General features: G+C 53.3%; 15 protein-coding genes. 13 read left to right on the forward strand and 2 right to left on the reverse strand.

Annotated features, from left to right (window positions below; all coding sequences use genetic code 11):
* Positions 1-2: 2 nt before the first annotated feature.
* From IC803_RS04425 to IC803_RS04485, 13 genes are all read left to right on the forward strand, one after another.
* Positions 3-356 (forward strand): diacylglycerol kinase family protein, encoded by a 354-nt coding sequence (locus IC803_RS04425; RefSeq protein ID WP_081209596.1) that lies wholly within the window; start codon positions 3-5, stop codon positions 354-356.
* 122 nt (positions 357-478) lie between these two features.
* Positions 479-877, forward strand: coding sequence for a cytidine deaminase (locus IC803_RS04430; protein ID WP_081209594.1), 399 nt, complete (start codon positions 479-481; stop codon positions 875-877).
* Entirely contained in the window at positions 870-1,778 is a 909-nt protein-coding gene (gene era, locus IC803_RS04435; RefSeq protein ID WP_081209592.1) for a GTPase Era, read from the forward strand. Before IC803_RS04430 ends, era begins: the two co-directional genes overlap by 8 nt.
* A 101-nt stretch (positions 1,779-1,879) precedes the next feature.
* On the forward strand, positions 1,880-2,023 hold the full coding sequence (locus IC803_RS04440) for a YqzL family protein (RefSeq protein WP_020960618.1): 144 nt from the start codon (positions 1,880-1,882) through the stop codon (positions 2,021-2,023).
* A 31-nt stretch (positions 2,024-2,054) separates the two neighbouring features.
* Positions 2,055-2,831: a DNA repair protein RecO gene (recO, locus tag IC803_RS04445; RefSeq protein WP_081209590.1), complete on the forward strand. Its 777-nt coding sequence runs from the start codon at positions 2,055-2,057 to the stop codon at positions 2,829-2,831.
* Between the two features lie 83 nt (positions 2,832-2,914).
* Entirely contained in the window at positions 2,915-3,541 is a 627-nt protein-coding gene (locus tag IC803_RS04450) for a transcriptional regulator CcpN (RefSeq protein ID WP_255396850.1), read from the forward strand.
* Between the two features lie 19 nt (positions 3,542-3,560).
* A complete protein-coding gene (locus tag IC803_RS04455; protein WP_081209586.1) occupies positions 3,561-4,361 on the forward strand; it encodes a pyruvate, water dikinase regulatory protein in 801 nt (266 codons plus the stop codon).
* 785 nt (positions 4,362-5,146) lie between these two features.
* Complete coding sequence (gene dnaG, locus IC803_RS04460; protein WP_081209584.1) at positions 5,147-6,949, forward strand: DNA primase; 1,803 nt, start codon at positions 5,147-5,149, stop codon at positions 6,947-6,949.
* A gap of 34 nt (positions 6,950-6,983) precedes the next feature.
* Positions 6,984-8,111, forward strand: a complete 1,128-nt coding sequence (gene rpoD, locus IC803_RS04465; protein WP_020960612.1) for an RNA polymerase sigma factor RpoD — start codon at positions 6,984-6,986, stop codon at positions 8,109-8,111.
* 80 nt (positions 8,112-8,191) lie between these two features.
* Positions 8,192-8,707, forward strand: a complete 516-nt coding sequence (locus IC803_RS04470; protein ID WP_081209582.1) for a hypothetical protein — start codon at positions 8,192-8,194, stop codon at positions 8,705-8,707.
* 108 nt (positions 8,708-8,815) lie between these two features.
* Positions 8,816-9,178, forward strand: a complete 363-nt coding sequence (cccA, locus tag IC803_RS04475; RefSeq protein ID WP_081209580.1) for a cytochrome c550 — start codon at positions 8,816-8,818, stop codon at positions 9,176-9,178.
* A 175-nt stretch (positions 9,179-9,353) separates the two neighbouring features.
* The gene (locus tag IC803_RS04480; protein ID WP_190304292.1) at positions 9,354-10,058 is read left to right on the forward strand and encodes a tRNA (adenine(22)-N(1))-methyltransferase; all 705 of its coding nucleotides are present in this window, start codon (positions 9,354-9,356) and stop codon (positions 10,056-10,058) included.
* Positions 10,055-11,176, forward strand: coding sequence for a Nif3-like dinuclear metal center hexameric protein (locus IC803_RS04485; RefSeq protein WP_081209576.1), 1,122 nt, complete (start codon positions 10,055-10,057; stop codon positions 11,174-11,176). Before IC803_RS04480 ends, IC803_RS04485 begins: the two co-directional genes overlap by 4 nt.
* 78 nt (positions 11,177-11,254) lie before the next feature.
* On the opposite strand, the gene IC803_RS04490 is transcribed toward IC803_RS04485, so the two are convergent.
* Positions 11,255-12,205 carry a 4-hydroxy-3-methylbut-2-enyl diphosphate reductase gene (locus IC803_RS04490; protein ID WP_063165249.1) on the reverse strand — a complete coding sequence of 317 codons (951 nt, stop codon included), beginning with the start codon at positions 12,203-12,205 and terminating at the stop codon, positions 11,255-11,257.
* 120 nt (positions 12,206-12,325) lie between these two features.
* The gene (gene vrrA / locus IC803_RS04495) at positions 12,326-12,865 is read right to left on the reverse strand and encodes a VrrA/YqfQ family protein (RefSeq protein WP_081209574.1); all 540 of its coding nucleotides are present in this window, start codon (positions 12,863-12,865) and stop codon (positions 12,326-12,328) included.
* Positions 12,866-12,940 lie beyond the last annotated feature (75 nt).

Raw genomic sequence — 12,940 nt, forward strand, 5'->3', positions numbered from 1 at the left:
CGATGCGGGGCGTGCGAGAACGGGATCGTTTCGCCTGGGCTTGGTCGGGAATGAAGGCGGCGGTGAAGGAGGAAGCGCATTTGCGTTTCCACCTGGCGGCCGCCGTTGTTGCCTTTGCGACCGGCGGCATTGTTGGGCTGTCGCGATGGGAATGGGCCGTGCTCTTGTTAACCGTCGGCGCGGTCATTACGCTCGAGCTTGTCAATACAGCCATTGAGCGTGCCGTTGACTTAGTGACGGACGAGTTTCACCCGCTGGCCAAGGCGGCGAAAGATATTGCCGCTGCGGCTGTGCTCGTGGCTGCCGGGCTTGCTGTCATCATCGGGGTGCTGCTGTTTTGGCCGCACCTTCGCTAAACGAACGAGAAAGAAAATTCTAATTTTTCTGTTACATTTTCGTTTCAGATGATGAAATTTGTGGCGATTTTTTGTAAAATAAAAGAAAGCAGCGTTTGCTTTCAGGAAAGGAAGAGTTATTCGTGGAGATCGAGCAGCTTATTGCCGAAGCGAAAAAAGCGCGCGAACTCGCCTACGTGCCGTACTCAAAATTTAAAGTCGGCGCCGCGTTGTTGACGAAAAACGGCAGCGTGTACCGCGGCTGCAACATTGAGAACGCTGCCTACAGCATGTGCAATTGTGCGGAACGGACCGCGCTGTTTAAGGCGTATTCGGAAGGGGAGACGGAGTTTGCTGCCCTCGCGGTCATTGCTGACACCCCCCGTCCGGTGCCGCCGTGCGGCGCATGCCGCCAAGTGATCGCCGAACTTTGCCCCGGCGATATGAAAGTCATTTTGGCCAACTTAAACGGCGATGTAAAAGTAGTCACCGTTGGTGAATTACTGCCAGAAGCTTTTGCAGCGGAGGATATGCATGAATAAAGAAGGATACAAATCAGGATTTGTTGCCATTATCGGAAGACCGAACGTAGGAAAATCGACGTTTTTAAACCGCGTCATCGGGCAAAAAATCGCCATTATGAGCGACAAGCCGCAAACGACGCGCAATAAAATTCAAGGCGTTTATACGGACGATGACGCGCAAATCATTTTCATCGACACCCCCGGGGTGCATAAACCGAAGCATAAGCTCGGCGACTTTATGATGAAAGTGGCGCTCAATGCGCTTCGCGAAGTCGATTTGATTTTGTTTATGGTCAACGCTGAAGAAGGGTTTGGACGCGGCGAAGCGTTTATTATCGAGCGGTTGAACGAGGTCAATACCCCGGTGTTTTTAGTGATCAATAAAATTGACCGCGTCCATCCGGATGAACTGCTGCCGCTCATTGACCGGTACAAGGACTTGTACCCGTTTGCGGAAATCGTGCCGATTTCGGCGCTTGAAGGGAACAATGTCGAGCGTCTGTTGGAGCAAATTAAACAGCGGTTGCCGGAAGGACCGCAATATTATCCGCCGGACCAGATTACCGACCATCCGGAGCAGTTTATTATTGCCGAGCTCATTCGCGAGAAAGCGCTTCACTTAACGCGCGAGGAAGTTCCGCATTCGATTGCCGTCGTCGTGGAACGCATCGAGCGGCGCGAGGAGACGGGCACGGTATACGTCGGCGCTGTCATCGTCGTCGAGCGCGATTCCCAAAAAGGGATTATCATCGGCAAACAAGGCCGGATGCTGAAGGAAATCGGGCAGCGGGCGCGCGCTGACATTGAGGCGCTGCTTGGGTCAAGAGTGTTTTTGGAGCTGTGGGTGAAAGTGCAAAAAGATTGGCGCAACCGTCTCGCGCAACTGCGCGACTTTGGCTTTCGCGAAGACGAGTATTGACGGCTAGAAAATTTTACGCGACATAAACCATTTTTGCCCGAGCCAACCTATAAGTAGACCACCAATACGCAATGCCTGCAGGCGGAAAGAGGTGTCATTCCATGCTTGAGTTTACGTGGAAGTTGTTTAGCCAAACAGGCAATATTGATACGTACCTTCTGTTTAAAGAGCTGGAGCGGGAACAGCGGTTTGGCGGTGAAGAACAAAACGCCGAACAGGAAGAGATCGACCAGCCGATCTCCTAGTATCGTCGTTGGCTGAAGCGGTGGTGATTCGATGTTTGAGAAGTGCGAAGCGATCGTCATGCGGACGGTCGATTATGGCGAGACAAATAAGATTGTCACATTGTTTACACGAGAGTGGGGAAAGGTGGCTGCGATGGCACGAGGAGCGAAAAAGCCAAGCAGCCGCCTTTCTGCTGTTACGCAGCCGCTCGCCTACGGCCATTATTTGGTCCGCCGCAGCCGCGGCGTCGGCCTTCTTCACCAAGGGGAGCTTATTGACTCGATGCGGGCGCTGCGTGAAGATTTGTTTGCCGCCGCTTATGCGGCGTATATTGTTGAGCTCACCGATAAAAGCACGGAGGAGCAAAAGCGCAATCCGTACTTGTTCGAGTTGCTGCTGCAAACATTACAATATATGAGCGAAGGCCGCGATTTAGAGATTATGACGTTTATTTATGAAATGAAAATGCTTTCGGTGCTCGGCATTCCGCCCGTGCTCGATCGCTGTGCCCGCTGCGGGGCGACGGAAGGGCGCTTCTCATTTTCGGTCAAGGAAGCAGGCTTCCTTTGCCATCGCTGCGAGGCGGTTGATCCGCACCGGTTTTCGCTTTCGCCGGCCTCAGCTCGGCTGTTGCGCCTGTTTTACCATCTTGATCTCGCCCGGCTCGGAGCCATTTCGGTAAAAGAAGGGACAAAAGCGGAATTGAGGGCTGTATTGTCCAGCTACTATGATGAATATGCCGGTCTGTCGCTAAAGGCGAAGCGCTTTTTGGAGCAAATCGCTGAGCTGAAAGACAAACTTGACTCGGGCGGCGAGCGTGAGACGTAATTTTCCTTGTAAACGCGGTATGTAGTATAATATGAACGAGAGTAATAGCGTATGGGACCTTTTTGGCAAGGTGGTGAGCGACGATCGAACTGAATAAACGCCAGGAGCAAATTTTGCAAATAGTGAAAGATTATGGACCGATCACCGGGGAGAGCATCGCCGAAAAGCTGAATTTGACGCGGGCGACGCTTCGGCCTGACTTAGCCATTTTGACGATGGCCGGCTATTTGGAAGCACGGCCGCGCGTTGGCTATTTTTATACGGGAAAGACGGGCACGCAGCTGTTTGCCGATAAAATTAAAAAAATGAAAGTCGAAGATTATCAATCGATCCCGGTCGTCGTCAACGAAAACGTCAGCGTCTACGATGCGATCGTTACGATGTTTTTGGAAGATGTGGGCACGCTGTTTGTCGTCGACGATGAGTCGCTTCTTGTGGGCGTTTTGTCGCGCAAAGATTTGTTGCGCGCGAGCATCGGCAAGCAAGAACTGACGACGATTCCGGTCAATATTATTATGACAAGAATGCCGAACATCGCCGTTTGTTATAAAGACGATCCACTCATTGACGTGGCTGAGCGGCTGATCGAAAAGCAAATCGACGCCATGCCGGTCGTGCGCAAAACGGAAAAAGGATATGAAGTGATCGGCCGCATTACGAAAACGAATATGACGAAAGCATTTGTTTCATTAGCGAAAGATGATGTATGAGCCAAAAAGGAGGAGACACATGAATCAGCGCCTCGTTTACGTCGTATCCGATTCGGGCGGGGAGACGGCCGAGCTCGTCGTTAAAGCGGCGGCCAGCCAGTTTTACGCCTCACCGGTTCAAGTAAAACGCGTCCCGTATGTAGAGGATAAAACAACGCTAGCCGAAGTCATCGCATTGGCGAAAATGAATCAAGCCATTATCGCTTTTACGCTTGTCGTCCCGGAAATGCGGGAATTTTTGCTCGCTGAGGCGGCGCGCGAAGGGGTTGTCGCTTACGATATCATCGGTCCGCTCATTGAAAAGATGAGCGATTTGTTTCAGCTGAAGCCAAGGTATGAGCCGGGCCAAGTGCGCGTGCTTGACGAAGATTATTTCAAAAAAATCGAAGCGATCGAGTTTGCCGTGAAATACGATGATGGCCGCGACCCGCGCGGCATTTTACGCGCCGACATTGTATTGATCGGCGTGTCGCGCACATCGAAAACGCCGCTGTCGCAATATTTGGCCCATAAGCGGCTGAAGGTGGCGAACGTGCCGATCGTTCCGGAAGTCGAGCCGCCCGAGCAGCTGTTCCAAGTCGGTCCGAGCAAATGTTTCGGATTGAAAATCAGTCCGGACAAGCTGCTGTCAATCCGCCGCGAGCGCCTGAAATCGCTCGGCTTGAACGATCAAGCCATCTATGCGAACATGGACCGCATTAAAGAGGAGCTGGCGTATTTTGACGGAGTGGTGAAAAAGATCGGCTGCGACGTCATCGATGTAACGAATAAAGCCGTTGAAGAAACAGCAAGCATAATTATGAAAAAGTTAAAGCGGTAATGCTGCGTTATTGTTTTTCTTTATCCGCACGGTTTCCTGCTGGGAATCGTGCGTTTTTTTATGGCATATTGCTGAAGCTTATATTATAATAAAAAATTGCGAGAAAAATGCCCTATATAGGTTTAGAGCGGCCATAGGACGAGTAAACTATTTATAGCTGCTTGTCAAGGACAGTGAAAAAGTTTTTTTCGACAAAAAATGTCGAACATCCGGAAGAAAAGAAGGATTTTTTGGAACGGTGTAGAATAATAGGGGGTGTAAAGCCGTCCCTTGCCGCAGGAACAGGTTTGCCCGCTGCAACAAAGCGCCAAGAAAAAAGTGAAATTTTCTTCCCGGTGCTGAAATATAATATATCGAGTGCGTCTTCGAACGGTGCCGCTGTCATTGGCTGCTCATAGGCAGCGGGACGAGAGCGGACAGCGGGCGATCCGGCCGCCCAACTTTTGATTTTGAAGGCAAGGGGGAAGGCGAAACGGAGAGGCTTGAAAAAGTGAAAAAATTTGTCGAAATCAAAAGGAAAATGGGCTTGCCGCCGAGAATAAATAGGTGACGAGAACACGCATTATGAAAGCCCACGGCCTCAGCCGCTGGGACGAAAGTATGGGGATTAAACAACCAAAAGCGTCCTTAAACCGGGCGCATAGGGCGTTAAGCACCGGACGGGTGTTTGGTTATGGAAGTCTTGTGGAATAAGAGTCAGTGTCCATATGAAGACATGCAAGAAGCTCTGTAGTACACAAGAACCCCATGGCTTTAGCCATCAGGAGGTTCAGGGGGTTGTTCATATGGGACATCGCATTCCCGCAGAAACGATTGAAGCGATTCGCCGCGGCATCGACATCGTTGATGTAATCGGCGAATATGTTCAACTGAAAAAACAAGGCCGCAACTATTTTGGCTTATGCCCGTTTCACGGGGAAAAGACGCCATCGTTTTCCGTTTCCCCAGAAAAGCAAATTTTCCACTGCTTCGGTTGCGGGGCAGGGGGGAATGCCTTTACGTTTTTGATGGATATCGAGGGCATTCCATTTGTGGAAGCGGCGAAACGTCTTGCGGCCAAAGCAGGCATCGACCTGTCCGCCTATGAGCTGAACAACATTCACGGGCATGATGACGGCAAAACCGGCGAGGTCAAAGCGATGACGGAAGCGCACGCCTTGCTGAAACGATTTTACCATCATTTGCTTGTTTATACAAAAGAAGGACAAGCAGCGCTTGATTCCTTGCAGGCGCGCGGATGGACAAAGGAAACGATCGACCGGTTTGAAATCGGTTATGCGCCGGATGCGCCCGATGCGGCGGCCAAGCTGCTCGAAAGCCATTCCTTTTCGCTTCCAGTGATGGAAAAGGCGGGCTTAGTAACGAAAAAAGAAGACGGACGGTACGTCGACCGCTTCCGGAATCGCATCATGTTTCCGATTCATGATCACCGCGGTGAGACGGTCGGGTTTTCCGGCCGCCTGCTCGGCGACGGGCAGCCGAAATACGTTAACAGCCCAGAAACGTCGATTTTTCGGAAAGGAATGCTTTTATATCACTTTCATGAGGCACGGGTGCCGATCCGCAAGCGGCAAGAGGCGCTGCTCGTTGAAGGGTTTGCCGATGTGATTTCCGCCGTGCAGGCCGGCATTGATTACGTGGTGGCAACGATGGGCACGTCGCTGACTGAGGAGCAGGCGCGCATTTTGCGCCGCCATGCGGAAACGGTCACGATTTGTTACGACGGCGACAGCGCCGGAACGGAAGCCGCTTGGCGCGCTGCGGAACAACTGAGCGCGCTCGGATGCCGCGTCAAGGTGGCATCCATTCCGAACGGTCTTGACCCGGATGAATATATACGCGTTCACGGCAAGGAGCGGTTTGCGGGGGAAATCGCTGCCGCCCAGCCGCTCATGGCGTTTAAAATGATCCATTTGCGACGGGGGAAAAATTTGCAGCACGAAGGCGACCGGCTTCGTTATATCGAGGAAGTGCTCCGCGAAATCGGCAAACTGCCGAGTCCTGTCGAAAAGGATTATTACGTCCGCCAGCTCGCGGATGAGTTTTCTTTGTCGCTCTCCGCGCTCAATGAGCAGCTGGCCCGCTGCGAGCGGGAAACGTCGATGCCGCGGAAAACGGCGGCCGGCGGAGCGGCTTCGCGGCCGACCTTGGCGAAAAAGCTGCTGCCGGCTTTCCACAATGCAGAGCGGCTGCTGCTTGCCCATATGATGCGGAGCCGCGATGTGGCGCTGCTCGTTCAAGAGCGGGTCGGCGGACGATTTAACGTCGAGGAACATCGGGCGTTAGCCGCCTATATTTATGCCTTTTATGAAGAAGGGCATGAAGCCGACCTTGGCGCGCTCATGTTTCGGCTTCCCGGCGAACTGCAGCCGCTGGCGAGCGAGCTGTCGTTGTTGTTGGTGGCCGATCAGGTTTCCGAACAAGAGCTCGCCGATTATATGAAGCATGTGTTGAATCACCCGAAATGGTTAATGCTAAAGGAAAAAGAGCAAGAAAAAACAGAAGCGGAGCGAAGAAAAGACTTTTTGACGGCCGCCCGCATCGCCAAAGAAATGATTGAGATGAAAAAAATGTTATCTTCTTCATAACATGGTGGTATGAGTTTTTAAAGGAGGTAATGAAATGGCTGAAAAACCAGCCCAATCAAAGCAAGTGGAAGCTGCTGGCGATACGCTTGAGCAAGTGAAAGAGCAGCTCGCTGAGCTCGGCAAAAAACGCGGCATCCTTACGTACGAAGAAATCGCCGAGCGGCTTTCCGGCTTTGATTTGGACTCCGACCAGATGGATGAATATTACGAATACCTCGCTGACCAAGGCATTGAAGTGATCAGCGAATCCGACATCGAGACCGACCCGGATATCGACGAGCTGGTAAAGGAGGAAGAGTTCGACCTAAACGACTTGTCCGTTCCTCCCGGCGTGAAAATCAATGACCCGGTGCGCATGTACTTAAAAGAGATCGGCCGCGTTCCGCTTTTGTCAGCGGAAGAGGAAATCGAGCTGGCCAAACGGATCGAACAAGGCGACGAAGAAGCGAAGCGCCGGTTGACAGAAGCAAACCTCCGCCTCGTTGTCAGCATCGCCAAACGGTATGTCGGCCGCGGCATGCTCTTCCTTGATCTGATCCAAGAAGGAAACATGGGCTTAATCAAAGCGGTTGAAAAATTTGACTACCGCAAAGGCTACAAATTCAGCACGTATGCGACATGGTGGATTCGCCAAGCCATCACAAGAGCGATCGCCGACCAGGCGCGGACGATCCGCATCCCGGTTCATATGGTCGAGACGATCAACAAACTGATCCGTGTCCAACGGCAGTTGCTCCAAGACCTCGGCCGCGAACCAACGCCGGAAGAAATCGCTGAGGAAATGGACTTGACGCCGGAGAAAGTGCGGGAAATTTTGAAAATCGCCCAAGAGCCGGTGTCGCTCGAGACGCCGATCGGCGAGGAGGACGACTCGCATCTTGGCGATTTCATCGAAGACCAAGAAGCGACATCGCCGTCGGAACACGCCGCTTACGAGCTGTTGAAAGAGCAGCTCGAAGATGTGCTTGATACGTTGACGGATCGCGAAGAAAACGTGCTCCGCCTTCGCTTTGGGCTGGACGACGGCCGGACACGGACGTTGGAAGAAGTTGGGAAAGTGTTCGGCGTGACGCGCGAACGCATTCGCCAAATCGAAGCCAAGGCGCTGCGCAAATTGCGCCATCCGAGCCGCAGCAAACGGCTGAAAGACTTTTTGGAATGACCGCTTTTTTTCGTAGTTTACTTCCTCGGAAGTAAACTATTTTTTTCTCTTTTCTTTGACTGATGAAAGGTGATTGACGAATGAATCGGCGACGACGGGAAACGATTATCCGAGAAATTGAATATTGGAAGCGTTCGCGCCTTCTGCCGGAACAATATTGCGATTTTTTGCTTGCCCTCTATACGGAGGGGGATGGCCGCCCGCGCAGCCGCCCGCGGCCCGGTTTACTTGCTGGCGGTCTTTGTTTATTGTTGCCAGCCACCGCTCTTGCCATTTATTTTACTGAATTGTCATTCGTTTTGCAAACGCTCCTTTTGTCCCTTTTTTTGGCCGCGTGCCTCTTGCTCGTTTGGCGATGGCGGGAAGAGCGGCAGCTCCTTCATTTTCCGCTGATCGGCAGCGCTTGGCTGTTGCTTGTAGAGACGGTCGCTGCCAGCAGCCATTACTTTCCTGGCCAAACTGGCGCGCTTACGGTGACCGTGCTGGCGAACTGTGCCGTTTGGCTTGCCATTGGCCGCCTGTTTCGCCTTCGTTACTTTTTTCTCGCTGCTGTTGTCGGTGGGGCGCTTATGGCGGCGGTTGTTTGGTGGCGATGAAGCCGGTTGTTTTTGTTTTGGAAACTTAGGGCTTTTCCTTGTCCACTATTTACAGTAAAATAAAATTGTTTGCATCGTTCTTCATCATACATAAGGGAGGTAAAAGAGATGAACCGCAATCCGCTCATCCCGTTTTTCATCATTATGGCATTCGGGATTGTGCTGACGTTCGTCTTGTCATTTAAAGGGCTAGGCGATGCGAAAGAGATGGCCGAAGAAAAAAAAGGTGGCGAAAAAACGGAACAGGCTGCTGAATTTAATCCGGAGCAGTTTTACCAACAAACGTGCGCCAGCTGTCACGGACAAAATTATGAAGGCGGCATGGGTCCGGCATTAAAAGGAGTCAGCGGACGATTATCGGCGGACCAAATCAAAGATGTCCTGCAAAACGGACGCGGCGGCATGCCGGGAGGGCTTGTACCAGCCGAAAACCTCGACGCGATGACGAAATGGCTGGCCGGCTTAAAATAATAACGATGATTGAACGTCCCTTTGCCTGTGGCGAAGGGATGTTTTGTCATCTCGAACTAGGGAGAGCGTTCCATTCATGCAATCAAAGTGCACAAAATGAGAAAGAGAAAGGAGGGAAATGCGGGCCGCCTTCGCACAGCAGCTTGGAGAAGGTTGGCTGCGCCGTTGTCGGATTATGAACGAATTTCATCTATCAAAGCGGCTCGAAACGGTCGCTTCCTTCATCCCGAAAGGGGCGGTGCTCGCTGATATCGGTTCGGATCACGCCTATTTGCCTTGCTATGCCTGTTTGCACGGCTATGCGACCAAAGCCATCGCCGGTGAAGTGGCGGACGGACCGCTTCGTTCAGCACGGCAGCAAGTGGAAAAGGCCGGACTTTCCCACCTCATTTCCGTGCGCAAAGGAGATGGGCTGGCTGTCATCGCTCCGGGGGAAGTGGATTGCATTACGATCGCCGGCATGGGCGGCGCCCTGATTGCCCGGATTTTAGGGGATGGAGAAGAAAAACTGACCGGCGTAAAGCGGCTCATTTTACAGCCGAACATTGGCGCCGAGCTTGTCCGCCGCTGGCTCCTTGACCACGGATGGGAGCTGGTGGCCGAACGCATTTTGAAAGAGGATGGGCAAATTTACGAAGTGCTTGTCGTCGAGCGCGGCGACGCGCGGCGGCCGTATCGCCATTTGGAGGCAGAACTGCTTTTGGGTCCGTTTTTACGTCAAGAAAACAGTGAGGTGTTCCGCGAAAAATGGCAGCGTGAACTCCGGCATTGGAAGCGGATTATCGCTGATTTGGAAGAAAAAGGAGAAAGTGAAGCGGCGCGGGAGAAAAAGCGCGAACTAGAGAAAAAAGTTCAATTGGTAGAGGAGGCGTTGGCATGAGCCGCATTCCGTACGGCTATGAGGTCATTCAGCTTGTCGAGCAGCTCGCCCCGAGACCGTTGGCTATGGACGGGGACCCGATCGGCCTGCAAATCGGAACGTTGAACAAGCCGGTCAAAAAAGTGATGGTCGCCCTCGACGTTCTTGAAGACGTCGTCGCCGAAGCCATCGATCAACAAGTCGATTTAATTATCGCTCACCATCCGCCGCTGTACCGTCCGCTAAAGCGGTTGTCGATCGATGACGGGCACGGGCGGATGATTGCGGCGTGCGTCAAGCACGATATTGCCGTCTACGCCGCCCATACGAACTTAGATGTCGCTTTTGGCGGCTTGAATGACTGGCTCGCCGAAGCGCTCGGCTTGAACGAAACGGCCGTGCTTGTGCCGACATACATGGAAGCGCTTAAAAAGCTTGTCGTCTATGTGCCGGTGAGCCACGCTGAGGCGGTGCGGGCGGCCGTAGGGGATGCTGGCGCCGGTCATATCGGCCGTTACAGCCATTGCACATTCAACAGCCGCGGCATCGGAACGTTTTTGCCGGAAGAAGGGGCCCAGCCGTTTATCGGTGAGCAAGGGCGGCTTGAAGAAGTGGAGGAAGTGCGCATCGAAACGATCGTTCCAGCCTCGCTTGAGCGGCAAGTGGTCGAAGCGATGCTCGCGGCCCATCCATACGAGGAAGTGGCGTACGACATCTATCCGCTTGACAATGAAGGGCGACGCTTTGGACTCGGACGCATCGGCCGGCTGCCGCAGCCGGTGACGCTGCGCGCCTTCGCCGAACAAGTGAAAACAGCATTTTCTGTCCCGGCTGTGCGCGTCGTCGGTCGGCTCGATGACCTTGTGCAAACCGTCGCCGTACTGGGCGGAGACGGAAATAAGTTTGTCGCTGCCGCCGCATCGGCCGGAGCCGACGTGTATGTGACTGGGGATGTGTATTATCATACCGCCCATGACGCTCAAGCGCTCGGCCTTCATCTCATCGATCCCGGCCATAACGTCGAAAAAGTGATGAAACAAGGCGTCGCCCGCTATTTAACCGCCGAGCTAGCGAAGCGGCAATGGGAGGCTGAGGTGGTCGCTTCAACCATCCATACCGATCCGTTTCAATTCGTATGAACAGCAAACGAAAAAGGCTGTCCTGCAAGCGGTTCAACCGCTTGTTCAGGATAGCCTTTGTTCGTGGATGAACGGTTGTTATTCTTCTTTCTTTGTTTTCACCTTTGGCAAGATTTTTTGCAGCGGCACTTTCCGCTCCCGCTCCCACGTAGCCGGATCGTTCGGATCAAACTGCTCTAAAAAGTCGATCACTTCTTTCGTAATCGGCGTCGGAGTGGACGCGCCGGCCGTGACAGCCACCTTTTTGGCGTTTTTAATCCAGTTGATATCAATTTCCGTTACATCGGCGATGCGGTATGCCTTCGTGCCGGCAATTTCTTCCGATACTTGGGCAAGGCGGTTCGAGTTGTTGCTGCGCGGATCGCCGACAACGATCGTCACGTCCGCCTCCTTCGCTTGCTCGGCCACCGCTTCCTGGCGAAGCTGGGTCGCGAGGCAAATTTCTTTATGCATTTCGACATGCGGGTATTTTTCTTTTACTTTCGCCATAATATCGGCCACATCCCATTGGCTCATCGTCGTTTGGTTTGTGACCATGAGGCGTTCGTTGGTGAGTGAAAGCCGCTCCACATCGTCTGGCGTTTCGACGAGATGGATGCGCTCCGGATGGATGCCGACCGCTCCTTCCGGTTCCGGATGCCCTTTTTTGCCGATATAGATAATATCGTAGCCATCAGCGAGTTTTTGCTCGATGAGACGGTGCGTTTTCGTCACGTCCGGACAGGTTGCATCGATCGTCACCAGCCCTTTTTCAAGCGCGCGTTTTTTCACTTCCGGCGACACGCCGTGGGCGGTGAAAATCACTGTGCCTCGATCAATTTTTTCCAAAATCTCAAGCCGATTTTCCCCATCGAGCGTAATGATGCCTTCTTCGGCAAACGCGTCCGTGACGTGTTTATTATGGACGATCATGCCGAGGATGTAAATCGGTCGCGGTAGCGTCGGATCTAACGCTGCGTTGCGGGCGATGACCATCGCATCGACCACCCCGTAGCAATACCCTCGCGGGGTAATTTTAATCACTTCCATCGTTTTCCCTCCCTGCCGCCGACAGCGCGGCGGTTTTCACTTTCCATTATATCGGAGAGAAGGGGAGAAGACAAAGAATAACCGCCCTAAACGGCAGGCATTGCCAGGGCGGGAGAGAGGCTATATATACAGTTTCGGCGTTGATGGCCTCGGCGCGGCCGGTGGCTGTTTTTCTTGCGGTGTTTCACGCTTCGCCTGTGGAACGGAGCGTTTTTTGGCCGTCTGCGCAACCGGCTTTTGCTTCGTTTCTTTTGCCGGTGCGCTTTCTGTCGGTTTCGTTTCCCCCTCTTCTTCATCGGCCGGTTTCAGCTCGCGAAAAATGCGGATCATGGCTGGCAGGTTGCGAATGAGCGGGCCATATTGCTGCACCATTGGCATGACGTTTTGCGCGATGCCGAGCATTTTTTGCACGTTATTTAACATGCCGATGAATCCGCCGCTTGTGTTCGCTGCCGTGGCGGTGTTGGCTGCGGCGTTTTGCAGCAGCGGCAATCCCCACGGGGTTGGAGCGGCGGCCGGCGGCTGTCCGCGCGAAAATAAGCGGGCGAGCAGACCGCCGGCGCCGCCAGGGCGGGGAGCGCCAGCCGGCATGCGGGTGAACGGAGCGGGGGGCATCCCGGCAAACGGGGAAGGCATCATCGGGGGACGGCTGTATCTCATGGCAGTCGCCTCCTTTCGGTCGTACGGATGAACAATCGTCCTCCTTCATAAAATATGCGGGCAGGACGGGAAAGG

The organism is Geobacillus sp. 46C-IIa, from assembly GCF_014679505.1.
Classification (GTDB): Bacteria; Bacillota; Bacilli; order Bacillales; family Anoxybacillaceae; genus Geobacillus.

Coding starts and splice junctions, on each gene's coding strand:
- IC803_RS04490 (WP_063165249.1), bottom strand. CDS start 12,205: ATGGAAGTGATTAAAATTACCCCGCGAGGGTATTGCTACGGGGTGGTC.
- cccA (WP_081209580.1), top strand. CDS start 8,816: ATGAACCGCAATCCGCTCATCCCGTTTTTCATCATTATGGCATTCGGG.
- vrrA (WP_081209574.1), bottom strand. CDS start 12,865: ATGAGATACAGCCGTCCCCCGATGATGCCTTCCCCGTTTGCCGGGATG.
- IC803_RS04470 (WP_081209582.1), top strand. CDS start 8,192: ATGAATCGGCGACGACGGGAAACGATTATCCGAGAAATTGAATATTGG.
- recO (WP_081209590.1), top strand. CDS start 2,055: ATGTTTGAGAAGTGCGAAGCGATCGTCATGCGGACGGTCGATTATGGC.
- IC803_RS04485 (WP_081209576.1), top strand. CDS start 10,055: ATGAGCCGCATTCCGTACGGCTATGAGGTCATTCAGCTTGTCGAGCAG.
- era (WP_081209592.1), top strand. CDS start 870: ATGAATAAAGAAGGATACAAATCAGGATTTGTTGCCATTATCGGAAGA.
- IC803_RS04480 (WP_190304292.1), top strand. CDS start 9,354: ATGAACGAATTTCATCTATCAAAGCGGCTCGAAACGGTCGCTTCCTTC.
- IC803_RS04455 (WP_081209586.1), top strand. CDS start 3,561: ATGAATCAGCGCCTCGTTTACGTCGTATCCGATTCGGGCGGGGAGACG.
- IC803_RS04440 (WP_020960618.1), top strand. CDS start 1,880: ATGCTTGAGTTTACGTGGAAGTTGTTTAGCCAAACAGGCAATATTGAT.
- rpoD (WP_020960612.1), top strand. CDS start 6,984: ATGGCTGAAAAACCAGCCCAATCAAAGCAAGTGGAAGCTGCTGGCGAT.
- dnaG (WP_081209584.1), top strand. CDS start 5,147: ATGGGACATCGCATTCCCGCAGAAACGATTGAAGCGATTCGCCGCGGC.
- IC803_RS04425 (WP_081209596.1), top strand. CDS start 3: ATGCGGGGCGTGCGAGAACGGGATCGTTTCGCCTGGGCTTGGTCGGGA.